This is a genomic window from Candidatus Pelagibacter sp. IMCC9063, from assembly GCF_000195085.1.
Lineage (GTDB): Bacteria > Pseudomonadota > Alphaproteobacteria > Pelagibacterales > Pelagibacteraceae > IMCC9063.
The window spans coordinates 1,102,382-1,125,156 of the sequence record NC_015380.1 but is presented as its reverse complement, the minus strand read 5'-3'; the positions used below and the strand labels follow the sequence as shown (position 1 = coordinate 1,125,156).

The following is a 22,775-nucleotide window of genomic DNA, read 5'->3' as shown; positions in this document are numbered from 1 at the left end:
GTATTATATGTTAAACGTATATTTAGCCGGCGAGATACATAGTAACTGGAGAGAAGAAATTATCCAACTTTGCCAAAAAGAAAAATTAGAGGTTCAGTTTTCTTCACCTGTAACCAATCATGAAAATTCAGATAATTGTGGTGTAGAAATACTTGGTGCTGAAGAAAAAAATTTTTGGAAAGATAGCAAAGGGGCCAATATTAATTCTATTCGAACCAAAAAATCTATCCAAGATTGCGATGTTGTGATTGTTAAATTTGGTGAAAAATATAAGCAATGGAATGCAGCTTTTGATGCAGGATATGCTTCAGCTCTTAACAAATCTATTATCGTTATTCATAATGACGATCATCAGCATGCACTTAAAGAAGTAGATGCATCTGCAGCTGCAGTTGCCAAAGATCAAAATCAAGCATTCCGTATATTAAAGTATATATTGGAAGGATCTTTAAAATAGACCTGTTGATTACAAACTTTAACTAATTAGCCAACTCACTCCTAATTATTAATAATTTTTTTCTTCGAAATAAATGACTTGTTGAGAAAGCCAACTAAGTTTATATACTTCTAGTTGTATGACAAACTGGAAGCCAAATAGCTGGAAAGGCAAACCGTCTAAACATTTACCTGAATACAAAGATCAGGATAAGCTTAATAATGTCTTAAATGAACTATCTAACTTTCCTCCCTTGGTATTTGCAGGAGAGTCTAGATCTTTAAAAGAGCATTTGGCAAAAGTAAGCCAAGGTAAAGCTTTTTTATTGCAGGGCGGAGATTGTGCTGAAAGTTTTGCTGAGTTTCATCCAAATAATATAAGAGATTTTTTTAAATTATTTTTGCAGATGTCGTTAGTTTTAACGGTATCTTCTGGTTTACCTATTGTAAAACTAGGTAGAATTGCTGGTCAATTTTCAAAACCAAGAAGCGCTCCCACAGAAAATAAAGATGGAGTGGAACTGCCTAGTTACTTGGGAGATAATATTAATTCTATGGCTTTTGATGCTAAAGGACGAGAGCCAGATCCAGAAAGACTATTGAAAGCATATTCTCAGTCAGCATCTACATTGAATTTATTGAGAGCTTTTTCTCAAGGAGGATTTGCAGATTTAAATAAAGTTCATTTGTGGAATATGTCTTTTGTTAAAGATAAGGCTAAAGAAAAATACCAAGAAATAGAACAAAAAGTTTCCGATGCTTTAGATTTTATGAATGCTTGCGGAATTACTTCAGAAAACAATCGAAGACTTCGTACTGTTAATCTTTTTACTAGTCATGAAGCATTATTACTTCCTGTTGAAGAGGCTATGACAAGAATAGATTCTACTACAGGCGAATATCATGATACGTCGGCACATTTTTTATGGATTGGTGACAGAACTAGACAATTAGATGGTGGACATGTTGAATTTTGCAAAGGAATTAAAAATCCATTGGGAATTAAATGTGGTCCTACTTCAGACCCAGAAGAAATTGTAAAATTAACAGAAGTTTTAAATCCTGATAATGAAGCAGGAAGAATTACTTTAATTGCAAGATTTGGTCACGATAAAGTTCAAAAATTTTTACCAAAGCTAATACAGGCTATTAAAAAAGCTGGTAGAAATGTAATTTGGTCATGTGACCCTATGCATGGAAATACAGTAAAAGCATCCACAGGATTTAAGACTAGACCTTTTGAAAATGTAATTTCTGAAACTAAAAGTTTTTTTGAAGTCCATCAATCCGAAGGTACGTTTGCAGGAGGTTTGCATATTGAAATGACAGGTCAGGATGTGACAGAGTGTATTGGAGGTGCTCAAAATATTACCGATAAAGATCTGTCCGATAGATACCATACTCATTGTGATCCTAGACTAAATGCAAGTCAGGCATTGGAGCTAGCATTCTTAATTTCAGGAGAAATTAAAAAAAACTCTAACTTTTCTAAAACTTCCATTAAAGCAGCGTCATAATTATCTTAGATTTTTTAAGATATTTAAGTTAAAAAATACCATGGAACCTAAAGAACGAATTTTATTTATCACTGGCTGGATCTTAGATTATTGCTCTAAAATGCCAAAAAAACCAGATAGTTTGGTGGTGGGGGTGTCAGGTGGAATTGATTCAGCTGTAGTTAGCACTATCTGTGCTGCTTCTGGATTTAAAACTTTTGTGCTATCCATGCCTATCAAGCAAATTAAAGAGCAAGATGATTTAAGCAAAATTCATTGTGATTGGCTTTTTGATAATTTCAAAAATGTGGACGTTTTAAATATAAACTTAGATTCAACGTTTGGAGAATTTGAAAAAACTTTAGGTAAGAATAACAATGAACATGCTTTTGCAAATACCAGAGCTAGATTAAGAATGAGCACACTGTATCAGGTCGCAGGATCCAATAATGGAATAGTAGTTGGAACGGGAAATAAAGTAGAAGACTTTGGTGTAGGTTTTTATACTAAATATGGAGATGGAGGAGTTGATATTTCTCCTATTGCGGATTGTACCAAAACGCAAGTATGGGACATGGGTAAAGAACTTGGTATCAATCCATCCATTATTAATGCAGCTCCCACAGATGGGCTTTGGTCTGACGGAAGAAATGATGAGCAGCAACTGGGTATGAGCTATCAAGAGTTAGAAGAGGCCATGAGCAACCCCAATTCAGCTAATCGATCTAAATATTTAAAAATTAGAGAAATGAATTTACACAAAATGAATCCCATACCAGTTTGTAAATTTGATGAGTAGTGAATTAAAGTTATATAATACTCTTAATAGATCCAAGCAGACTTTTGTTCCTTTGAATTTAAATAATGTTCGCGTGTATGTTTGTGGACCTACTGTGTATGACTACCCTCATGTTGGTAATGCCAGACCCTTAATTGTATTTGATTTACTTTTTAGATTGTTAAACAAAATATTTGGAAAAGAAAAAGTTCAATATGTCAGAAATATTACTGATGTGGATGATAAAATTTTAGAGTCTGCAAAAAGTAAAAATATCTCTATTCAAGACCTTACAAAAGAAGTTATTAAAGATTTTCAAGATGATTGTAGCTATTTAAATTGTCTAACTCCGACGAAAGAACCTAAGGCTACAGATCACATACAAGAAATGATTGAGTTAACGACAAAGTTAATTGAGAAAAAATTTGCTTATATCGAAAAGGGACATGTTTATTTTGAGGTATCTAAATATAAGGATTATGGCAGTCTTTCTAATAAAAAAATTGATGAATTGATTTCTGGATCAAGGGTAGAAATTTCGAAATCTAAAAAAAGTCCAGTAGACTTTGTTTTGTGGAAACCATCTCTTGAAGATGAGCCAGGATGGGATTCTCCTTGGGGCAAAGGTAGACCTGGGTGGCACTTGGAATGCTCTGCCATGTCCGAAAAGTATTTGGGTAAAGAGTTTGATATTCACGGAGGAGGTTTGGATTTGATTTTTCCACATCACGAAAATGAAATAGCGCAATCTACTTGTGCCAATGAGACCAATCTTCTCGCAAAATTTTGGATGCACAATGGATATGTAACTGTAAATAAAGAAAAAATGTCCAAATCAGATGGAAATTTTATTACTATCAATGAGCTCAAAGGTAAATTTGATGGACAGGTCATCAGACTGGCTATGTTAAGCACTCATTATACGCAGCCCTTTGATTGGAATAATCAAATTTTAGAGAACTCTTACAAGTCATTAAACAAATGGTATGATTTTTATTCAGATGAAAATGAAACAATCGATCCTAGTTTGTTAGATTCCCTAAAAGATGACTTGAATACTCCCTTATTTATTTCTCAGCTACATAAATTGCATCAAGAGGCAATGGATGGAAATACAAAATCAGGAAAGAAACTGTCTACAGCTTGTAAATTTATAGGTCTGTTTAATGTTAATGCAGAAGGATGGAAAGATCAAAAAAGCAAAAAATCATTGTCTGAAGATGAGGTCAATATATTGATTCAAGAGAGAAATCTTGCCAGAGATAATAAAGATTTTAAACGTTCAGATGAAATAAGAGATTTATTAAATGACAAAGGTATTTTAATAGAAGATAAAGAAAATTCAACTACTTGGAAGTACATATAATGAGCAAAGAAAAAATTTATCTTTTTGACACAACTCTGAGAGATGGTTCACAAACCCAAGGAGTGGATTTTAGTTTAGAAGACAAAATAAAAATTTCTAAAGCTTTAGCAATGTTAGGCTTAGATTATATCGAGGCCGGATGGCCAGGAGCAAATCCATTGGATACTAGTTTTTTTAATCACCAGCCAGATGTTAAAGACTCTACTTTCGTAGCTTTTGGTATGACTAAAAAAAGTGGACGAAGTGCAGAAAATGATCCTGGATTATCTTCTTTGTTAAATGCCAATACTCGTTCAGTTTGTGTTGTCGGAAAGACTTGGGACTATCATGTAGACATTGCTTTAAATATTAGTAATGAAGAAAATTTAGAAAATATCAAAGAGACTACAAAGCATTTTGTAAAGAATGAGAAGGAATTTATATTTGATGCTGAACATTTCTTTGATGGATATAAAAATAATAAAGAGTACGCCTTAACTTGTATTAAAACCGCTTATGATCATGGAGCAAGATGGATTGTCATGTGTGATACAAATGGCGGAACACTACCCTACGAAGTAAGCACTATAGTTTCAGAAGTTGCTAAGATTATACCGGGTGCTAACCTTGGGATTCATACTCATAATGATACAGAAAATGCTGTAGCAAATTCTTTGGCTGCTGTTATTTCTGGTGTGAGACATGTGCAAGGAACATTAAATGGTTTAGGAGAACGCTGTGGTAATGCCAATCTAGTATCAATTATTCCAACTTTGCTTTTTAAAAAATATTTTAAAGATCGTTTTACGACGTCTGTAAATGAAGAAAAAATAGCTTATTTGACTGACTGCTCAAGATTATTAGATGAAATTTTGAATAGAAAACCCAACAATAGAGCTGCTTATGTGGGCTCCTCTGCATTCGCCCATAAGGGAGGGCTGCATGTCTCTGCTGTTCAAAAAGATCCAAAGACCTATGAGCATATAGACCCTACCTTAGTTGGAAATAATAGAACTGTGGTTATTTCTGATCAAGCAGGTAGGTCCAATATTATTTCCAGATTAGAGAAATTAAAAATTACTGTAGATTCAAAAGATCCTAAAATCCAAAAAATTTTAGATGAGGTAAAAGATAGAGAATTTTCAGGCTATTCCTATGATGGTGCCGATGCATCATTTGAATTACTTACTAGAAGATTGTTAGGACAGGTTCCTAATTACATTCAAATTAAAAATTATGAAGTAAGTGTTGTGAAAAATGAAGGAACTTCTACCGATTTAAATTCTAAAGCAAAAGCAACTTTAATTGTGGACGGTGAAGAAATTGTTTGTGAAGGAATAGGAAACGGCCCAGTAAATGCATTGGACCAAGCTATTCGAAATAATTTAGAAAATATTGGAAAATATTCCGAATACTTAAAAGACTTAAAATTAATTGATTATAAAGTAAGAATTTTAAACACTGGAACGAATGCAATGACTAGAGTTTTAATTGAAAGTTCAGACAAAAGTAACGAGAATTGGTTTACGATAGGAGTATCCCCAAATATCATCGAAGCATCTTTTCGAGCTTTAATAGATAGTATTGATTATAAGCTTTATAAGTCACAAGCTCCAGAAAATTCAAAATGAGTTTGAAAAATATTTCTATTGTTTTAATTAAACCACAAATAGGAGAAAATATTGGAGCTACCGCAAGAGCCATGAAAAATTTTGGCTTAAGCAAATTGGCAATAGTAAATCCAAAAGAAAAATGGCCAAATACTAAAGCTGTGTATACTTCGGTTAAGGCAGTTGACATTATTCACAAAGCAAAAGTATTTAAATCCACATCAGATGCGTTACGTAAAAGTGATATTGTTTTTGCTACCACTGCAAGAATTAGAAATCTAAATAAAAAAATATATTCCTTAGATGAGGCTGTAAAAATTATTAAAAAAAGTAAAAAAAAATAGCTATTTTGTTTGGTCCGGAAAATGCAGGTTTAAGTAATGAAGATTTAATTAGTGCTAATTATCTATTGAAAATTCCTTCAGATGCTAAGTACGAATCTTTAAATTTATCGCATGCAGTGTCTGTAGTTGCTTATAATTTATACACATCCAAGCAAAAAAAAATTATTTATAATAATACGGACAAAAGTGAGATTGTCGGTAAAAGTGATCTCTTTAAATTCTATGATTTTCTGATTGGAAATTTGGAAAAAACTCGTTTTTTTAGGCCAATTGAGAAAAAAGAGTTCATGGTCAAAAGTATTAAGAACATATTCTCTCAACAGCCCTTAACTAAGCGAGAACTGAAGACTTTAATGGGTATTTTCAGTTCTCTAAAGAAGTACTGATTTTAAAGCCTTATTGACAAAAAACCTTTGTTGTTTATAAGTGCCTATCTTAAATAATGACAAAACGTATACAAGCAAAACATAAAGTAGACAGACGACTAGGAGTTAATCTCTGGGGCCGTCCAAAAAGTCCATTTAACACAAGAGCATTTGGTCCTGGTCAACACGGACAAACAAGAGCTAGAGGAAAGCCTTCAGATTACAAAATTCAATTGCAAGCAAAACAAAAATTAAAGGGTTATTATGGTAATCTTAACGAGCGACAATTTAGAAACGTATTTCAAGAAGCCGAAAGAGTTAGGGGAAATACTGGAGAAAATTTAGTAGGTATTTTAGAATCTAGATTGGATGCAGTGGTGTATAGAGCTAAATTTGCTTTAACTGTATTTCAAGCAAGACAGATCATTAATCATGGACACATTAAAGTAAATGGAAAAAAAGTTAATGTGGGAAGTTATTCATTAAAAGAAAATGATGAAATTGAAGTTAGAGATTCTTCTAAACAGCTAACAACTATTTTAAGTTCAGTAGCAAGCAAGGAAAGAGAAGTTCCAGAGTACGTTGTGGTAGATCACAAACAACTAACAGCAAAATATACAAGAGTTCCTAAAATGGAAGAAATTCCTTACCCTGCAATTATGGAACCAAATCTAGTAGTAGAATACTACTCTCGATAATTTACTTTTTAAAAGTAATTTTTTTATCTTCCAATAGTTTTTGAAGTTCTTTTTTTTCAAACATTTCTTTTATAATGTCACAACCCCCAACAAACTCACCTTTAATATAAAGTTGAGGAATAGTAGGCCAGTCACTAAATGTTTTAATTCCATTTCTTAACTCTTCATCTTCTAAAACATTAATACCATCAAATGGTACTTCCAAGTGTTTCAAGACATTGCAAACAGCCATGGAAAAACCACACTGAGGCATATCTGGAGTTCCTTTTAAAAATAGCACTACATCATTCTTAGAAATTGTATCTTGTATCTTTTCATTTATATTCATTATTTTTCCTCCGTTGTTAATGCTAAAGCATGCAAGTCAGTACCCATTTTTCCTTTAAGAGAGCTATACACCATTTGATGTTGTTGAACTCTACTTTTTCCCTTAAAAGCAGACGATATTATTTTTGCAGAAAAATGATTATCATCTCCAGCAAGATCCTGAATCTGAATCTCTGCATCGGGGAAACCTTCTTTTAGTAATTGTTCTATTTCTTGCTGTTTTATTGCCATTTAATTTGAATTGTAATTATAAAACCAATTATTATTTAATTTAATCATTTCATCAACCGATATTTTAATTTCATCTATAGCAAATTGCTCTAGATTAGTAGAGCCTAGTTGTGTCATGCTTATCTCTTGTTCTTTTGCTATTTGAACTAAATTATTTAGATGCTCCTGTTTTATCTCGATTACATATCTAGCCTGATCTTCACCAAATAAATACTTTACTCTTTCGGGTCCTGTTAAGTTAGTGCTGATTTTAGCGCCTATTTTTCCAGCCATACACATTTCTGCAATTGCTAAAGCAATTCCTCCATCAGAAACATCATGTACAGATTGGGCTAATTTTTTTTCAATAAGACCTCTTATAAAGAAGCTATTCTTTTTTTCCTCTTCTAGATTCATAGTGGGAGGAGGTCCTTTTTTTAAATAGAGAATGTCATGGCATAGAGCGCTCTGGTGTACATGACCTTTGGTTTCCCCAACAACGATTAGAAGATTGTCGGATGATTTTAATCCATAAGTCATAGTATTATTCACATCCTGAATGAGTCCGACACCTCCAATAGTAGGGGTGGGTTTGATTCCAACTCCATTAGTCTCATTGTATAAAGATACATTTCCTGAAATGACTGGATAATCCAATTTAGTACAGGCTTCTTTTATGCCTTTAATAACATCTACAAATTGACCCATGATTTCTTTTTTTTCAGGGTTTCCAAAATTTAAACAATTAGTAATTGCTCTAGGTTTTGCACCCACAGCAGATAAATTTCTATAGGTTTCACATACAGCTTGCATGCCTCCAGTAAAAGGGTGAGCTAAGCAATATCTTGGTGTACAATCCACACTAGCTGCTAATGCCTTATTGGTTCCATGAACCCTGACTACAGCCGCATCTCCACCTGGTTTTTGAATAGTGTCACCCATAACCATATGGTCGTATTGTTCCCAGACCCACATTTTGTTAGCTTGGTTTTCGTGGCTTAGTAGTTGCTTTAAACAAGTTTTAATATCTAAATCTTTTAATTTTTGATCCATATCAATTTCTTGAGGAAGGGGTGTAGATTCCCATTCTCGATTATATTTGGGAGCCTCATCTGCAAGAGAAGTAATGGGAATGTCACAAACTATCTCATCTTTGAAATGCAGAACTAAATTTTTATTATCCGTCATTTTTCCAATCACAGAAAAATCTAAATCCCATTTTTTAAATATCTTTTCTGCGTCCTTCTCTTTTCCTTCCTTTAAAACAATTAGCATTCGCTCTTGGCTTTCAGAAAGCATAAGCTCAAAGGGTTGCATATTTTCTTCTCGGCAAGGAACTTTATTTAAATTAATTTCTATTCCTAACTTTCCTTTAGATGCCATTTCCACAGAAGATGAGGTTAATCCAGCAGCTCCCATGTCTTGAATGGAAACAATGGTGTCTGTCTTCATTAGTTCTAAACATGCCTCCAATAGAAGTTTTTCTGCAAAGGGATCTCCTACTTGAACGGTTGGTTTTTTAGCTTCAGAATTATCATCAAATTCTTGAGACGCCATAGAGGCACCATGAATGCCATCTCTACCTGTTTTGGAACCAACATAAATAACAGGATTTCCTACACCACTTGCAATCGAGAGAAACACCTTATCTTTCTTGGCTATACCTATATTCATCGCGTTGACTAGAATATTTCCGTCATAACACTCGTCAAACTCTACCTCACCACCAACCGTTGGTATTCCCATGCAGTTTCCATAGCCAGCTATCCCAGAAACAACACCATTTAATAAGTATTTAGTTTTTGCATGCTCTGGTCTTCCAAACCGAATGGAATTTAAATTAGCAACCGGTCTGGCTCCCATAGTAAATATATCCCGCAAGATTCCACCAACTCCCGTAGCAGCTCCTTGATAAGGCTCTATATAAGAAGGGTGGTTATGGCTTTCAATCTTAAAGATGGCTACATCATTATCACCAATATCGATTACCCCTGCGTTTTCGCCAGGACCTTGAATTACGTATTTATTTTTAGTTGGAAGTTGAGACAACCAAACTCTAGAAGATTTGTAAGAACAGTGTTCATTCCACATGGCAGAAAAAATACCAAGCTCGGTAAAATTAGGCTCTCTTCCGATCAATTCTTTAATTTTTTCAAATTCTGAAGGAGTTAATCCTAGTTTAGTAGCTTGATCGACTGATACAGTTTCCATTTATAATAAAGATTGGAAAATACCTTGACCATCTACACCACCTAATAGTTGATCAATAGATCGTTCAGGGTGGGGCATCATACCTAGGACATTTTTGTTTTGATTAGAAATTCCTGCAATATTCAAAAAAGAACCATTAGGATTAGATTCTCCTGAAATATTTCCTACTTCATCACAATATTGGAATACGATTTGGTTGTGCTCTTTTAAAGATTGCATTTCTTCTTTGCTGGCAAAATAATTTCCTTCATTATGAGCTATGGGTATTGATAAAATTTTATTTTCAGGTATTTTTTTAGTAAAAGCAGTTTGGTTATTAGTAGTTTTAATAAAAACATTTTTGCATATAAATTTTAGTTTACTGTTTCTTAGCAAAGCTCCTGGCAACAAACCTGTCTCTGTTAAAATTTGAAATCCGTTGCATATTCCAAATACATAACCACCATCTTTGGCATACTTAATAACTTCATTCATAACTTTAGATTTAGATGCCATGCTTCCACATCTCAAATAATCACCATAAGAAAATCCTCCAGGCAGAACAACAAGATCAGACTTGGGCAGGCTCGTTTCTTGATGCCAGACCATAGTGGTATCAATTTGAAATTTTTTTAAAGCTACCTGAACATCTCTATCGCAATTCGACCCTGGAAATACGATGACCGATGCTTTCATTAGCCTATCTTTTTAATTGAATATTCTTCGATTGTGAGGTTAGCCAGAAGTTTTTTACAAGCTTCTTCTGCTTGTTGGGTTGCCTTTTCTTCATTGGAATCGTTTACTTCTAAAGTGAAGTATTTGCCTTGTCGTATATTAGAAATATTAGATAAGCCTAAGTTTTGAATAGCTCCTTCAACGGCTTTTCCTTGAGGATCTAAAACCTCTTTTTTTAGAGTAACAAAAATTTCAAATTTCAATTTATTTTTTAATTTTAAAGTTTTTAGAAATTTTGGTGTTAATTTCTTTGATGTTGGTACCTTCTGGCATGATTCCAAGTCTTTTGGCAACTTCCTGATATGCCTCCATTAATCCACCCAAGTCTTTTCTAAACCTATCTTTATCTAATTTTCTTTCGTCCTTCACATCCCACAATCTGCAAGTGTCCGGACTAATTTCATCCGCTAAAATAACTCTTTTTTCATCGTCTTTCCAAATACGTCCAAATTCTAATTTGAAGTCGACTAGTTTAATTCCAACAGCACGAAACAATCCAATTAAAAAATCATTAACTCTTAGTGATGTATCTGTTGCAATAGATATTTCTTCCATGGAAGCCCAGTCATTTATGTCGATATGCTCTTCTGTAACCAGGGGGTCTCCCAGAGCATCGTCTTTATAATAATATTCAATAATTGGTCTTTTTAATTGGGTGCCCTCAGGAATTCCTAGTCGTTTAGAAAGAGAGCCTGCAGCTATGTTTCGAACCACAAATTCAATTGGAATAATCTCCACAGCCTTGATTAACTGTTCTCTCATATTAACTCTTTTTATAAGATGAGTTTCAATACCCATTTCATTTAATTGATTTAATAAAAATTCTGAGATTCTATTGTTTAAAACACCCTTACCATCAATGACTGCTTTTTTAACATTATTGAATGCTGTTGCATCATCCTTGAAGTACTGAATATAAGTTCCCCTTTCAGGTCCCGCGTATAAAATTTTTGCTTTGCCTTCGTAAATTTTTTTTCCTCTACTCATTTTTTAAATACCCTTGAAAAAATATGATTAACATTTTTAGTATGATAGTTGAGGTCAAACAGTTGCCCAAGTTCTTTTGTTGTTAGATGTTTTTTAATTAACTTATCTTTACTTAAATTAGTATAAAAATCTTCTTTTTTATCCCATGTTTTCATAGCGTTGCTTTGTACTACTTTATAAGCATTTTCTCTTTTAACACCTTTTTGAGTTAGTTTTAGCATTACACCTTGAGAAAATACTAAGCCTTTAAACTTGTTCATATTAGAAAGCATATTTCCCTTATGGACTACTAAATTTTTAACAACTCCGGTTAATCTATTAAGTAAAAAATCTAAAGTAACAGTTGCATCAGGACCAATATTTCTTTCTACGCTAGAATGACTAATATCTCTTTCGTGCCAAAGAACAATATTTTCCATAGCGGGAAATACGTAGCTTCTAACCATTCTTGCCAAGCCAGTAATATTTTCGGTCAGCACGGGATTTCTTTTGTGTGGCATAGCGGAAGATCCCTTTTGCCCAGATGAAAAATATTCTTCTGCTTCTAAAACTTCGGTTCTTTGTAAGTGACGTATTTCTGTAGCAAGACGTTCTGCTGAACTTGCAATAATTCCTAACACACTAAAAAACTGAGCATGTCTATCTCTTGGAATTATCTGTGTAGAGATAGGTTCTGGAATTAAATTTAATTTTTTAGAAACATACTGCTCTACTTTAGGAGTGATATGAGCAAATGTTCCCACCGCTCCTGAAATTGCACAGGTAGATATCTCTTTAACAGCACTTTCTAATCTTTTTTTATTTCTTTTAAATTCTTCATAATAGGTTGCTAATTTTAAACCAAACGTAACTGGTTCTGCATGAATTCCGTGACTTCGACCCATACAAATCGTTTTCTTGTGCTGTATGGCTCTTTTTTTAAGTGCCTTTAGAAGTTGATCTAGATCATCTAGTAGTATTTTTCCTGATCTTTGAAGCTGGATATTAAAGCAAGTGTCTAATACATCCGAAGAGGTCATGCCCTGATGAAGAAATTTTGCTTCTGGTCCAACTTTTTCTGCAATGGACGTTAAAAACGCAATCACATCATGTTTAGTGATTTTCTCAATGTCATCAATTCGCTTAACATTAATCTTTGATTTTTTTCTTACCTTGGCAGCAACTCCTTTTGGAATAATTTTATATTTTTCCATGGCTTCAGCCGCATAAATTTCAATATCTAGCCATATTTTATATTTAGTTTCTTGGGACCAAATACTGGTAACGATATCTCTGCTGTATCTTGGTATCATTGATTTAATTCTTTATCGTGTTTGTTGGACAATGTAAAAATTTCGCAACCATTACTAGTTATACCAACAGTGTGTTCAAATTGAGCTGATAATGACTTATCTTTTGTAACTGCTGTCCAACCATCATTTAATACTTTTGTTTGAAAATTTCCAGCATTAATCATAGGCTCAATTGTAAAAACCATTCCTTCTTTAATTTTCATGCCTTGATTTTTTTTACCGTAATGAACAACGCTCGGTTCTTCATGAAACAATCTACCTATTCCATGACCGCAAAAATCCCTGACAACTGAAAATCCCTCGTTTTCTACAAAGTTTTGAATTTCATAGCCAATATCTCCCAAGGTAACTCCTGGTTTTAATATTTTAATTGCACGAACCAAAGACTCATAAGTTACATCCACTAATTTTTTAGCTTTAACAGAAGGGGTACCCACGCAATACATTCTAGAAGCATCACCATGAAACTCGTCAATGTAGCTAGTGATATCTATATTTACGATATCTCCATCTTCTAATATTTTTTCAGAAGGTATGCCATGACAAACGACGTGGTTTACAGAGGTGCATATAGACTTAGTAAAGCCCTTGTAAAATAGTGGAGCGGAAGTAGCATTGTTTGATTTAAGAAATTCTGAGACAATTCTATCTATGTAATTGGTTGTGATACCTGGTTTTATTTTATCATCTAAAAAATCTAAAGCCCGAGCAGTTATGCAACCTGCTTTTTTTAATTTTTTAAAATCTTCTTGGGAGTATTGTTGAATAGACACTTATTTAAATATAATTTTTATTGGTTTGTTTATGTAAATTTCTTTTTCATTCACTTTACACGAATAACTTATAAATTTAACTCCATTTTTTTTAGCTTTTAAAAAACCCTCATAATACTTGGGGTCTATATCTTTAGCTATTTTAAACTCTTTACAGTCTTCACGCTGCACTAGATAAATTAAAAAAGATTCGTATCCTTTTTTTATAGCTTTCTCCAATTCCTCTAAATGCTTTAATCCTCTAGAAGTTACAGCATCAGGAAATTCTGCAACTCCATTTTGCCTGGACAGGGTTACATTCTTAACTTCTAAAAAAGCTTTTTTAGTTTTGTTTCTTAATTGAAAATCTAACCTAGAGTGGAGACCAAATTTTACTTCACGCTGGTGTTCAGAATAGTTTTTAATTTCTTTAATGATCTTTTTTTCAATTGCTTCTTCCACTATACGGTTAGCCAAATGAGTATTAACCCCTACGTTAGATTTTTTGTCATTGATGATTTCTAAAGTATATTTTAATTTTCTATCAGGGTTGTCTGCTGGAGAAATCCAAGTTTTATTGCCCTCATCCAAAAGTCCTAGCATAGAACCAGAGTTTGCACAGTGAGAAATTAGAGTTTTTCCTTTACTTTCAACATCCGTAAAAAATCTTTTATATCTTTTTTGAAATTTTGACGGTATTAATTTATTTTTAAATTTCATAATGATTTTCAGCAAAGAATTTACATCAGCCATTCTAATTATAGGTAATGAAATATTATCAGGCAGAACTGTTGATAAAAATACTAGCTTTATAGCAAAATGGTTAGGTGATCTAGGTATTAGCGTAGAAGAAGTAAAGATTATTCCAGATAAAGAAGATGTAATTATCTCTTCTTTAAACGAACTGAGAAAGAAATATCAGTATGTCTTCACTACTGGAGGCATAGGTCCTACCCACGATGATATTACTTCGGAATCGGTAGCAAAGGCTTTTGGAAAAAAATATGAATACAATAAAGAAGCTTATGTCATTCTTGAAAAGTATTATGCGAATTCTGATTTTAATGAAGGTAGAAAAAAAATGGCTAGAATGCCAGAGGGTGCAACCTTAATATATAATGAGCAAGGATCTGCACCGGCCTTTTCAGTAGAAAACGTTTTTGTGTTGCCAGGAATTCCGAGCTATGTAGAGCTGATGCTACCTCAATTAAAGGAGGTTTTAACCAGTGGCAAAAAAATTATTTCCGTTTCTTGTGATGCCAAAGTAAGAGAAAGTAGTATGGCAGTTGAGCTTTCAAACATCCAAGATAAGTACCCAGATATAGACATAGGTAGTTACCCATACTCAAAAGAGGGTGGCTTCGGAACTATGCTCGTAATGAGATCTACAAATGAAAATAAAATTATAGAATGCAAAAAGGATATTGAAAAAATGATTTATGTATTTAGTGCTAAATAATCATTAATGAAGGAAATTTTAATCTTTAGGACAGATCGAATAGGAGATTTGTTGTTATATCTTCCTTTAATAAATTGCTTAAAAAGAAATTATCCCTCTTCAATAATTAGCATTGTCTGCTCTGAAAAAAATTATAGTTACACTCGAGATCTTCAATTATTTAATAAAGCTTATCTTTATCCCAAAAGCTTTATCCAGAAAATAATTTTATTTATTAAACTATTTTCTAAAAAAGATTTAATTATGACTTTGGATGGAAAAAAAAGATCTATCTATTTTTCAATTTTCATACACTCAAAATTGAAAATTCTTTTTTCACCAAGTCTTTTTATTAAAAAATTTTTTTCTATTTTTTTTAATTATTTTTTTTACATAGATTACAATCAATCAATTATTTCTTATCAGAAAGAAGCTTTGAAGTTATTAAAGTTAACTCTTATAGAGGAGGATTATTTGTTAAAAGATAGAATAGCAAATAAGTTAAATTACAAAATGCCAGTAAGCAAAAATCCAATCTTATTTTTTAATTTTGATGAAAAGTGGATTTGGGATAATTATATTAAAACTTTTGAAAATATTGAGCCTAGCTACGAAGAGTTAATTTATTTTATAGAAGAGGTTGTTAATAAGAAAAAATATACCCTTTGGATTTCTGATGGATTAATTAGAAATACTTTATTTGACAGACTGATCTCAGAATCGCATAAAATAAATGAATTTGTTTATGAAAAAATTATTGATGATGATATTAAAATCTATCTTTTTAGAAAAATAGATATTCATGATTTAAATCATTTAATCTCATGCTCTAGTTTAATATTAACTTGCCACGGAGCACCATCTCACCTAGCTGCGTGCAACTCAAAAAAAACTATTGATATTATAGACGGCAACGAAGGACTTTTAATCCACAAAAGTTGCTCTGGGCATTTTAAAAAAACAACATCACTACCAAGAGAAAACTTTGCCAAACTGTCAAAAAAAATTTTAAATCTTTTATAGTCTTTCCTTGTGTGCTTTATAATTTTTGCATGTGTGATTAATAGCCTCGGTAGTCTCAGCCCTAATATCCCTTGGATCATCAATTTAAGTTAACAGCTAAGGAGATTCTGTCGTAACCCTGCTCCAAAATATTTGAGGTTCATTTTTATTAAAAATTAATAAAAAATATATCACATATTTAAAAAAATGCTTATAAAATATGCATTTTTTGCATTGATTAAACAAACTAAATAAGATCAAATATATTCTTTATGGGCAAGAATATAAAAAAAAAGAAAATAACCTCAAAAATTTCTAGTAAAGTTATTTCTCAAAACCCAATGGGTTTTTTAAAAAAAATAACTATTTCTAAAATAGCAAAAATTACAAAGCAGACCCTGGTGAATAATTACGAAAATTTTATAGAAAAGCAAAAAAATAAAAAATTAGAAGAAATAGAAAATGCAAAAATAAAAAGAGCAGAAAGAATACAGTTAGAAATATTAAAAGAAGAGAGGGCACACCAACAAAAATTAATTGACCAAGAAGATATAAGGTTGGAAAATCAAAGAATTAAACTAAATATTGAAAAACAGCAACAAAAAATCGAGGAACAGAAAGTAAAAGAACAAAAGCAATTAAAATTAATTGAAGCTAAAAAAAAGAGAGAAGAAAAAGAAAAAATAAAAAAAGATGAAGAGTTAAGATTAAAAGATGAGGAGGCCCAGCGCCTAAGAGACGAGAGTCAATTTGCATTAGAAGAAGAGCTAAGATTAAAAAATGAGCGAGACGAATTTTCGAGAGAAGAAGCTCGTAGAATAAGGGAAGAAAATGCCAAGAGAAATAAAGATCAGCAGATTATGCTTAGAGAAAAAGAGCTTTTATTACAAAACGAGGCTCGTAAATTAAAATATCAAGAACAAAAATTAAATGAACAGTCGGAAAAGCAAGCAAAGATACTACAAGAGCTAAAAGAAAAAGAGGTAGAAAGATTAAAAAAATTAGAAGAAGAGAAATTAATAGTTGAGGCGGAAAGAAAAAAGAAATTGCAACAGCTTGCTGAAGAGGAAATTGATAGAAAAGAGTCTTTAAATAAAAAGAATATAAAAGAGCAAGAGAAACAAAAAGCTCTTGAGTTAAAAATGATCGAGGACCAGGCAATAAAAGATGAAGAGGAATTGAACAAGGAGTGGCATAGAAGAGTAGAGATTGAGGAAATGAATTTACGTGAATGGGAAAAAAAATTCGACGCAGAACAAGATAAAAAACAAGAAGAGCTTATTGCTATCGAAAAAAAGGAAGATGAGAAAGAAAAAGAAAGAATAAGAAAATGGGAAGAGGAAAATATTGAGTTAAGCGAGCCGCATAATGATAATGAAAATGAACAGGCTAGCAAACGTTCTTAAAAAATAAAGCTCTTCAGAGGAATTGACTAAGCCTTAATAAAGTAAGAGTAGGTGATAACGTAAGTTAACTTGATATAGCAAAGATTCAGATTCCATTTCTATTCTGTCCCCCAAAAGTTGTTGATGTTCGAAAACTAATTTGATATCTCAACAAAGCTAATTGGAATGCGATGTATTTAATCGTTTCTATATGTGCCCTCGTGGTGGAATGGTAGACACAAAGGACTTAAAATCCTTGCACTTCGGTGAGTGCCGGTTCGAGTCCGGCCGAGGGCACCATAATTATCTATTTATTTAAATCTTTATTAAAGGTAATCTGTTTTTATGAAGCTTGCAGTTGCCTATTTTTTTCTATTTTCAGGTGTTGTGTTAGGCAGTACGGCCAACAGTCTGCTTAAATTAACGGAAGGTTTCACGAAGCCTTTGCTTTCTATGTTTTGTTCCGTGTTTATTATTCTAGCAATTTATTGTCTTTCTAAAGCGATGACTGTTATTCCGGCCGGATTTACCTACGCTACTTATGGAGGGCTTACAATTGCAGCTGTAACTTTGTTTGGAATGTTTAGATACAATCAAGTTCCAAATGTTTATGGAATTGTAGGATTATTATTTATTATTATTGGCGTAATTTTAGTAAATTATTTTGGAAGAATAAGTTCTTAAATATCTAAATTTAAAATTTTACCGGCATTTTCAGATATAAATTTAAGTCTTAAATCTGCATCTTTTCCCATAAGATCATTTATCAATTTACTAGTTACTTTATATTTAATCTTATTTGTTGGCACAGATACTTTAATTAAATTTCTAGTCTCTTTATTCATCGTAGTTTCTTTTAATTGAGCAGGCATCATTTCTCCTAAGCCTTTAAATCTACCAATTTCAATTTTAGCATTCTTTTTAAAACTTTTAACAATCTTATCTTTTGCTTTATCGTCCCTTACGTAAAAAGTTTGGGCTCCAGAGCTAATTTTATATAATGGAGGAACAGCCATAAATAATCTGCCATCCTTAATTAATTCAGGCATTTCAATAAAAAAGAAAGTTAACAGAAGTGTGGAAATGTGATCTCCATCCACATCGGCATCCGTCATGATGATAATTTTTTCATAACGTAAATCTTTTCGAACGTATTTATTTCCTCTTTGGCATCCTAATGCCTGGAGCAAATTGCCAATTTCATTATTTGCAAGAATTTTTGCGGTATTAGAATTTTTTACATTTAGAATTTTTCCTCTTAGAGGTAATATAGCTTGAGTATAGCGGTCCCTTGCTTGTTTAGCCGAACCACCTGCAGAATCACCTTCTACAATAAAAAGCTCTGTTCCTTCTGTTTTGTCGCTAGCACAGTCTGCTAACTTTCCTGGGAGACGAATTTTTCTAAAAGAGGTTTGCCTTTCAACATTGTTATTTAATTCGTAAAGATTTCTCTCTCTAATTTTCTCTTCAATAAAAGTTAAAATAGATTTTGCAGCTTTTGAATTTCTGTTAAGCCAATCTTCGAATAGAATGGAGACTGATTGATCACAGTATTTTAGCACAAAAGAAGAAGATAGTTTATTTTTAGTCTGCCCTTCAAATTCCGGGTTACCTATAAAAACAGAAACTATATAACTAGCGTTACTAAAAATATCTTCTTGAGAGGCTTTAATTACTGTTTTGTTGTTTTTTAATTTAGCATATTTTCGGATTGCTTTTGCAACACCGCCTCTAAAGCCACTTTCGTGAGTTCCACCATTAGAAGTCGGAACTGTATTTGCAAAAGACTTGGTAAAATTATTTTTATTATCATGCCATTGAATAACCAGTTCTACTTTCCCTTTTTTGTCTTGAAAATCACCTTTAAGGGAGCAAAATTTATCGTGGACCTTTTTTGCATTTGATAATTCAGATTTTAAATATTGTTCCAATCCTTCCGGATAAAATAGGGTATCTTTGTTTGGAATATTTTCTTTTCTACTTAATAGGCTCTTGTCACACTCCCAGTGAATTTTTACACCTTTAAATAAAAAAGCTTTATTCCTACAGGTTTCATAAATTTTTATTGGAAGAAATATTAAATCTTTTCCAAATATTTGATCGTCAGGTAAAAAAGTAACTCTAGTACCGTGCGGAGAAGGGTAGGTTCCTTTTTGGGCAAGCTTATTTAAAGGCTTACCTCTAGAGTATTCCTGAAAGTGTATTTTTTTCTTTTTAAAAACTTCCACTTTCATTTTAGAGGATAGCGCGTTGACTACCGATAAGCCCACTCCATGCAGTCCAGCTGATGTGGTGTATACTCCATCTTCTTTAAATTTCCCCCCAGAGTGAAGGGTAGTCATTACTACCTCTAAAGCGCTTTTATTTTTTTTAGGATGCTTATCAATTGGAATTCCACGCCCATTATCCATGACAGTTAACGAGCCATTTTTATTTAATATAACTGTTATTTCGGAAGCCTCCCCTGCAACCACCTCATCCATGCAGTTGTCTATAATTTCATTTGCTAGGTGGTGATAAGCTGTTTCATCGGTACCACCAATATACATTCCTGGCCTTTTTCTTACCGGAGCAAGACCCTCCAAAACCTCAATATCTTTTGCTGAATAGTTATTTTTTTTTGTTACCACGTTAAGATCATTAGATTAATTTATAAAAATATACAGATTAATTTTTATTCGATTCTGAATAAAAAAAAACCCCACACTTTCATGCGGGGTTTTAATTGTTTAAAAACGTAGCTTAAGAGCTGTAGTACATTTGGTATTCTACTGGATGAGGAGCATGTTCTAAATTGTAAACCTCTTCCATTTTAAGATCAATGTAGGCTGATATTTGATCATCAGTAAACACCTTGCCCGCAGTTAAAAAGGATCTATCGTTGTCAAGACTTTCTAGGGCTTCTCGTAAGGAACCACAAACTTGCGGTACACCTTCAAGCTCTTCAGCACTTAAAGAATATAAATCTTTATCAAAAGGTTTTCCTGGATCAATCTTATTTTTAATTCCATCAAGTCCTGCCATTAACATAGAGGCAAAAGTTAAATAGGGATTTCCAGCAGCATCTGGGAATCTTACCTCAACTCTTTTTCCTTTAGGACTAGAGCTAAATGGTATTCTACAACCTGCAGATCTATTTCTTGCAGAGTATGCAAGAATAACCGGAGCTTCAAACCCAGGAATTAATCTCTTGTAACTGTTCGTGGTGGCGTTGGTAAATGCATTAAGAGCTTTAGCATGCTTAATGATTCCACCAATATAATAAAGACACTCTTGCGATAGACCTGCATACTTATCACCAGCAAATGTTGGCTTACCATCTTTCCAAATAGATTGGTGACAGTGCATGCCCGAACCATTATCTCCCTTAATTGGTTTTGGCATAAACGTTGCAGTCTTTCCAAAAGAATGCGCAACCATATGAGCTGCGTATTTATAAATTTGCATATTGTCTGCATTAGTAACCATTGTATCAAACATAGTTCCTAGTTCATGCTGAGAAGGCGCAACTTCATGATGATGCTTTTCTACTTTCACACCCATGTCTTTCATTGCTTTTAAAGTTTCAGCTCTTAAGTCTTGGCAGCTATCAACTGGCGGCACTGGAAAATATCCACCTTTTACCCCAGGTCTGTGACCCATGTTACCATTTTCATATTTTTTATCTGAATTGTAGGGACCTTCAGAACTGTCAATTTCAAAAGAAACTTTATTCATGGAGTTAGAAATCTTTACATCATCAAAGACAAAATATTCAGGTTCAGGTCCAAAATAAATAGTATCACCAATACCTGTCGTTTTTAAATAAGCTTCTGCTTTTTTTGCAATCGATCTTGGATCTCTTTCATAGTAATCTTTTTTAATAGGATCCATAATATCGCAAAAAATAACTAAGGTATTATGAGAAGTAAACGGATCAACAAAAGATCTTGTTAAATCTGGTTTTAAAATCATGTCAGAATCGTTAATAGCTTTCCATCCAGCAATAGATGAGCCATCAAAAAAAGTTCCATCGTTTAAAAATTCAGCATCAACGGTGCTGACATCTTGAGTTAAGTGTTGAAGTTTCCCTCTAGGGTCCGTAAACCTCAAGTCTACAAATTCAATCTCTTTATCTTTAATTGTTTTTAAAATATTCTCTGCAGTCATTTTTATTAGCTCCTGTTATTTCTTAAGTTACAAATGAACAATTAATACTATTTAAGAATATTTTTGAATGCTTTTATACCATGCCTGATATGCATAATGTTGATAATTAAGGTTCATGCCAGCAAGCAACTTTTGATTGAATATACTTAAGAAATGCAAATATCTGCATAAAAGCATATAAACAAATCATAATGAAAAAAACGATACTGGTTACTGGCGGCACAGGAGTTATAGGGCTTTCTATCATTGAGCTTTTTTACAAAAAGGGATTCAACGTTATTGCCGCTGGAATAGCTAAGGCCAATAATACAAAAATATTTAAAAAAAATTTAGTTCAAAAAGATCTTTAACTATCAATACAGAGCTCACAAGCTCTAAAAACGTTAAAAAAGTAATAGCTAGTTCTCTTAAAAAATTTAAAAAAATTGATGTGCTGATTAATTGTGCGGGAATTCAATTTGTGATGCCTATTGAAAAGTATCCAGAAAAGGTTTGGAGAAAGATGATAGATATTAATCTTACAACTCCTTTTCTATTCACAAAGGAGCTATTGCCCGTTATGAGAAAAAATAAATGGGGCAGAATTGTTAACATAGCTTCTACCCACGGCTTAATTGGCTCGGTAAATAAATCTGCTTACACAGCTTCTAAGCATGGGTTGGTTGGATTAACAAAAGTAACAGCTCTAGAAACTGCAAAAGATCCAATTACATGTAACTCTTTATGTCCAGGCTTTGTCCTTACGGAACTAATCCAAGATCAAATTAAAGCAGTTGCAAAAAACAAAAATATTCCATTTCTTGATGCTAGGGTAGAAATGTTAAGAGATAAGCAACCTTCATTAAAATTCGTTAGAAAAGAGGATATAGCATCAATGATATTTTTTTTATGTTCTCAGGAAGCTGATCAAGTTACTGGATCAAATATTTCGCTAGACGGGGCATGGACAGCACAATGAAGAAAAAGCATATAAAATGAAAAAGTTTATTAGACTAATTGTTAGACACCCAATAAAATTTGTAATTTTATTCGTTATTTCAGTATTATTGGTTGCATTTGTTTTTTCCTGATTTTAAAAAAAGGTATTAAATTCAAATTTATCTTCAATTGATTAATATTTAAAAAGCACTATAAATAGCCAGAAATTAATCGCGGAAGTGGCGGAATGGTAGACGCGCTGGTCTTAGAAACCAGTGAGGCAACTCGTGAAGGTTCAAGTCCTTTCTTCCGCACCAAA

Annotated in this window: 25 protein-coding genes and 2 tRNA genes; 16 read left to right on the top strand and 11 right to left on the bottom strand. The window is 32.8% G+C overall.

Translation table 11 applies throughout. From position 1 onward, the window contains the following. Window positions 1–7 precede the first annotated feature (7 nt). From SAR11G3_RS06020 to rpsD, 8 genes are all read left to right on the top strand, one after another. Complete coding sequence (locus SAR11G3_RS06020; RefSeq protein WP_013695910.1) at window positions 8–457, top strand: YtoQ family protein; 450 nt, start codon at window positions 8–10, stop codon at window positions 455–457. Window positions 458–575: 118 nt separating this feature from the next. Next, window positions 576–1,952 carry a class II 3-deoxy-7-phosphoheptulonate synthase gene (locus SAR11G3_RS06015; RefSeq protein ID WP_013695909.1) on the top strand — a complete coding sequence of 459 codons (1,377 nt, stop codon included), beginning with the start codon at window positions 576–578 and terminating at the stop codon, window positions 1,950–1,952. Between the two features lie 40 nt (window positions 1,953–1,992). Then, a complete protein-coding gene (nadE, locus tag SAR11G3_RS06010) occupies window positions 1,993–2,730 on the top strand; it encodes an NAD(+) synthase (RefSeq protein ID WP_013695908.1) in 738 nt (245 codons plus the stop codon). Then, a complete protein-coding gene (gene cysS, locus SAR11G3_RS06005) occupies window positions 2,723–4,075 on the top strand; it encodes a cysteine--tRNA ligase (protein WP_041862396.1) in 1,353 nt (450 codons plus the stop codon). Before nadE ends, cysS begins: the two co-directional genes overlap by 8 nt. Continuing rightward, entirely contained in the window at window positions 4,075–5,685 is a 1,611-nt protein-coding gene (gene cimA, locus SAR11G3_RS06000) for a citramalate synthase (protein WP_013695906.1), read from the top strand. Before cysS ends, cimA begins: the two co-directional genes overlap by 1 nt. After that, window positions 5,682–6,008 carry a tRNA Cm32/Um32 methyltransferase gene (locus tag SAR11G3_RS07750; protein WP_013695905.1) on the top strand — a complete coding sequence of 109 codons (327 nt, stop codon included), beginning with the start codon at window positions 5,682–5,684 and terminating at the stop codon, window positions 6,006–6,008. The genes cimA and SAR11G3_RS07750 overlap by 4 nt, the downstream gene beginning before the upstream one ends. 5 nt (window positions 6,009–6,013) lie before the next feature. Then, the gene (locus SAR11G3_RS07745) at window positions 6,014–6,394 is read left to right on the top strand and encodes a TrmH family RNA methyltransferase (protein WP_013695904.1); all 381 of its coding nucleotides are present in this window, start codon (window positions 6,014–6,016) and stop codon (window positions 6,392–6,394) included. 56 nt (window positions 6,395–6,450) lie between these two features. After that, window positions 6,451–7,071, top strand: coding sequence for a 30S ribosomal protein S4 (gene rpsD / locus SAR11G3_RS05990; RefSeq protein ID WP_013695903.1), 621 nt, complete (start codon window positions 6,451–6,453; stop codon window positions 7,069–7,071). 1 nt (window position 7,072) lies between these two features. On the opposite strand, the gene grxD is transcribed toward rpsD, so the two are convergent. From grxD to sfsA, 9 genes are read right to left on the bottom strand one after another with little or no spacing between them, the layout of a single operon-like run. Continuing rightward, complete coding sequence (gene grxD, locus SAR11G3_RS05985; protein ID WP_013695902.1) at window positions 7,073–7,399, bottom strand: Grx4 family monothiol glutaredoxin; 327 nt, start codon at window positions 7,397–7,399, stop codon at window positions 7,073–7,075. Further along, window positions 7,399–7,629, bottom strand: a complete 231-nt coding sequence (locus SAR11G3_RS05980) for a BolA/IbaG family iron-sulfur metabolism protein (protein WP_013695901.1) — start codon at window positions 7,627–7,629, stop codon at window positions 7,399–7,401. The genes grxD and SAR11G3_RS05980 overlap by 1 nt, the downstream gene beginning before the upstream one ends. Next, window positions 7,630–9,819: a phosphoribosylformylglycinamidine synthase subunit PurL gene (gene purL / locus SAR11G3_RS05975; protein WP_013695900.1), complete on the bottom strand. Its 2,190-nt coding sequence runs from the start codon at window positions 9,817–9,819 to the stop codon at window positions 7,630–7,632. Next, window positions 9,820–10,494, bottom strand: coding sequence for a phosphoribosylformylglycinamidine synthase subunit PurQ (gene purQ / locus SAR11G3_RS05970; protein WP_013695899.1), 675 nt, complete (start codon window positions 10,492–10,494; stop codon window positions 9,820–9,822). After that, a complete protein-coding gene (gene purS / locus SAR11G3_RS05965) occupies window positions 10,494–10,736 on the bottom strand; it encodes a phosphoribosylformylglycinamidine synthase subunit PurS (RefSeq protein WP_013695898.1) in 243 nt (80 codons plus the stop codon). The genes purQ and purS overlap by 1 nt, the downstream gene beginning before the upstream one ends. 1 nt (window position 10,737) lies before the next feature. Then, window positions 10,738–11,520 (bottom strand): phosphoribosylaminoimidazolesuccinocarboxamide synthase, encoded by a 783-nt coding sequence (purC, locus tag SAR11G3_RS05960; protein ID WP_013695897.1) that lies wholly within the window; start codon window positions 11,518–11,520, stop codon window positions 10,738–10,740. Next, window positions 11,517–12,812 carry an adenylosuccinate lyase gene (purB, locus tag SAR11G3_RS05955; RefSeq protein WP_013695896.1) on the bottom strand — a complete coding sequence of 432 codons (1,296 nt, stop codon included), beginning with the start codon at window positions 12,810–12,812 and terminating at the stop codon, window positions 11,517–11,519. The genes purC and purB overlap by 4 nt, the downstream gene beginning before the upstream one ends. Next, window positions 12,809–13,585, bottom strand: a complete 777-nt coding sequence (map, locus tag SAR11G3_RS05950) for a type I methionyl aminopeptidase (RefSeq protein WP_013695895.1) — start codon at window positions 13,583–13,585, stop codon at window positions 12,809–12,811. Before map ends, purB begins: the two co-directional genes overlap by 4 nt. Then, window positions 13,586–14,284 carry a DNA/RNA nuclease SfsA gene (sfsA, locus tag SAR11G3_RS05945; protein ID WP_013695894.1) on the bottom strand — a complete coding sequence of 233 codons (699 nt, stop codon included), beginning with the start codon at window positions 14,282–14,284 and terminating at the stop codon, window positions 13,586–13,588. Window position 14,285: 1 nt separating this feature from the next. Here sfsA and SAR11G3_RS05940 point away from each other — a divergent pair, with 1 nt between their 5' ends. From SAR11G3_RS05940 to SAR11G3_RS05920, 5 genes are all read left to right on the top strand, one after another. After that, window positions 14,286–15,023 carry a competence/damage-inducible protein A gene (locus SAR11G3_RS05940; RefSeq protein WP_013695893.1) on the top strand — a complete coding sequence of 246 codons (738 nt, stop codon included), beginning with the start codon at window positions 14,286–14,288 and terminating at the stop codon, window positions 15,021–15,023. A gap of 6 nt (window positions 15,024–15,029) precedes the next feature. Next, window positions 15,030–16,025 carry a glycosyltransferase family 9 protein gene (locus SAR11G3_RS05935; protein ID WP_013695892.1) on the top strand — a complete coding sequence of 332 codons (996 nt, stop codon included), beginning with the start codon at window positions 15,030–15,032 and terminating at the stop codon, window positions 16,023–16,025. 251 nt (window positions 16,026–16,276) lie between these two features. Further along, window positions 16,277–17,410 carry a hypothetical protein gene (locus SAR11G3_RS05930; RefSeq protein ID WP_013695891.1) on the top strand — a complete coding sequence of 378 codons (1,134 nt, stop codon included), beginning with the start codon at window positions 16,277–16,279 and terminating at the stop codon, window positions 17,408–17,410. A 194-nt stretch (window positions 17,411–17,604) separates the two neighbouring features. Continuing rightward, window positions 17,605–17,689: transfer RNA gene (locus SAR11G3_RS05925), tRNA-Leu, on the top strand. A 45-nt stretch (window positions 17,690–17,734) separates the two neighbouring features. Then, on the top strand, window positions 17,735–18,073 hold the full coding sequence (locus tag SAR11G3_RS05920) for a DMT family transporter (RefSeq protein ID WP_013695890.1): 339 nt from the start codon (window positions 17,735–17,737) through the stop codon (window positions 18,071–18,073). Here the strand turns inward: SAR11G3_RS05920 and SAR11G3_RS05915 are convergent. Both SAR11G3_RS05915 and glnA read right to left on the bottom strand, forming a co-directional pair. Continuing rightward, window positions 18,070–20,019, bottom strand: coding sequence for a DNA gyrase/topoisomerase IV subunit B (locus tag SAR11G3_RS05915; protein ID WP_013695889.1), 1,950 nt, complete (start codon window positions 20,017–20,019; stop codon window positions 18,070–18,072). The genes SAR11G3_RS05920 and SAR11G3_RS05915 overlap by 4 nt on opposite strands. Window positions 20,020–20,131: 112 nt before the next feature. Further along, complete coding sequence (gene glnA / locus SAR11G3_RS05910) at window positions 20,132–21,538, bottom strand: type I glutamate--ammonia ligase (RefSeq protein ID WP_013695888.1); 1,407 nt, start codon at window positions 21,536–21,538, stop codon at window positions 20,132–20,134. A gap of 191 nt (window positions 21,539–21,729) precedes the next feature. Here glnA and SAR11G3_RS07245 point away from each other — a divergent pair, with 191 nt between their 5' ends. From SAR11G3_RS07245 to SAR11G3_RS05900, 3 genes are all read left to right on the top strand, one after another. Next, window positions 21,730–21,888: an SDR family oxidoreductase gene (locus SAR11G3_RS07245; RefSeq protein ID WP_013695887.1), complete on the top strand. Its 159-nt coding sequence runs from the start codon at window positions 21,730–21,732 to the stop codon at window positions 21,886–21,888. 2 nt (window positions 21,889–21,890) lie between these two features. Continuing rightward, complete coding sequence (locus SAR11G3_RS07030) at window positions 21,891–22,496, top strand: 3-hydroxybutyrate dehydrogenase (protein ID WP_081456295.1); 606 nt, start codon at window positions 21,891–21,893, stop codon at window positions 22,494–22,496. Between the two features lie 193 nt (window positions 22,497–22,689). Then, window positions 22,690–22,773, top strand: a tRNA-Leu gene (locus SAR11G3_RS05900). The last annotated feature ends 2 nt before the right edge of the window (window positions 22,774–22,775 follow it).

Excerpts from the sequence above, each read along its gene's own strand:
- cysS (WP_041862396.1), top strand. The coding sequence starts at position 2,723 with ATGAGTAGTGAATTAAAGTTATATAATACTCTTAATAGATCCAAGCAG.
- SAR11G3_RS05930 (WP_013695891.1), top strand. The coding sequence starts at position 16,277 with ATGGGCAAGAATATAAAAAAAAAGAAAATAACCTCAAAAATTTCTAGT.
- SAR11G3_RS06020 (WP_013695910.1), top strand. The coding sequence starts at position 8 with ATGTTAAACGTATATTTAGCCGGCGAGATACATAGTAACTGGAGAGAA.
- SAR11G3_RS05935 (WP_013695892.1), top strand. The coding sequence starts at position 15,030 with ATGAAGGAAATTTTAATCTTTAGGACAGATCGAATAGGAGATTTGTTG.
- nadE (WP_013695908.1), top strand. The coding sequence starts at position 1,993 with ATGGAACCTAAAGAACGAATTTTATTTATCACTGGCTGGATCTTAGAT.
- SAR11G3_RS07750 (WP_013695905.1), top strand. The coding sequence starts at position 5,682 with ATGAGTTTGAAAAATATTTCTATTGTTTTAATTAAACCACAAATAGGA.
- cimA (WP_013695906.1), top strand. The coding sequence starts at position 4,075 with ATGAGCAAAGAAAAAATTTATCTTTTTGACACAACTCTGAGAGATGGT.
- SAR11G3_RS05920 (WP_013695890.1), top strand. The coding sequence starts at position 17,735 with ATGAAGCTTGCAGTTGCCTATTTTTTTCTATTTTCAGGTGTTGTGTTA.
- purC (WP_013695897.1), bottom strand. The coding sequence starts at position 11,520 with ATGAGTAGAGGAAAAAAAATTTACGAAGGCAAAGCAAAAATTTTATAC.
- SAR11G3_RS06015 (WP_013695909.1), top strand. The coding sequence starts at position 576 with ATGACAAACTGGAAGCCAAATAGCTGGAAAGGCAAACCGTCTAAACAT.
- SAR11G3_RS05980 (WP_013695901.1), bottom strand. The coding sequence starts at position 7,629 with ATGGCAATAAAACAGCAAGAAATAGAACAATTACTAAAAGAAGGTTTC.
- grxD (WP_013695902.1), bottom strand. The coding sequence starts at position 7,399 with ATGAATATAAATGAAAAGATACAAGATACAATTTCTAAGAATGATGTA.
- purQ (WP_013695899.1), bottom strand. The coding sequence starts at position 10,494 with ATGAAAGCATCGGTCATCGTATTTCCAGGGTCGAATTGCGATAGAGAT.
- glnA (WP_013695888.1), bottom strand. The coding sequence starts at position 21,538 with ATGACTGCAGAGAATATTTTAAAAACAATTAAAGATAAAGAGATTGAA.
- SAR11G3_RS07245 (WP_013695887.1), top strand. The coding sequence starts at position 21,730 with ATGAAAAAAACGATACTGGTTACTGGCGGCACAGGAGTTATAGGGCTT.
- purB (WP_013695896.1), bottom strand. The coding sequence starts at position 12,812 with ATGATACCAAGATACAGCAGAGATATCGTTACCAGTATTTGGTCCCAA.
- sfsA (WP_013695894.1), bottom strand. The coding sequence starts at position 14,284 with ATGAAATTTAAAAATAAATTAATACCGTCAAAATTTCAAAAAAGATAT.
- rpsD (WP_013695903.1), top strand. The coding sequence starts at position 6,451 with ATGACAAAACGTATACAAGCAAAACATAAAGTAGACAGACGACTAGGA.
- SAR11G3_RS05940 (WP_013695893.1), top strand. The coding sequence starts at position 14,286 with ATGATTTTCAGCAAAGAATTTACATCAGCCATTCTAATTATAGGTAAT.
- purL (WP_013695900.1), bottom strand. The coding sequence starts at position 9,819 with ATGGAAACTGTATCAGTCGATCAAGCTACTAAACTAGGATTAACTCCT.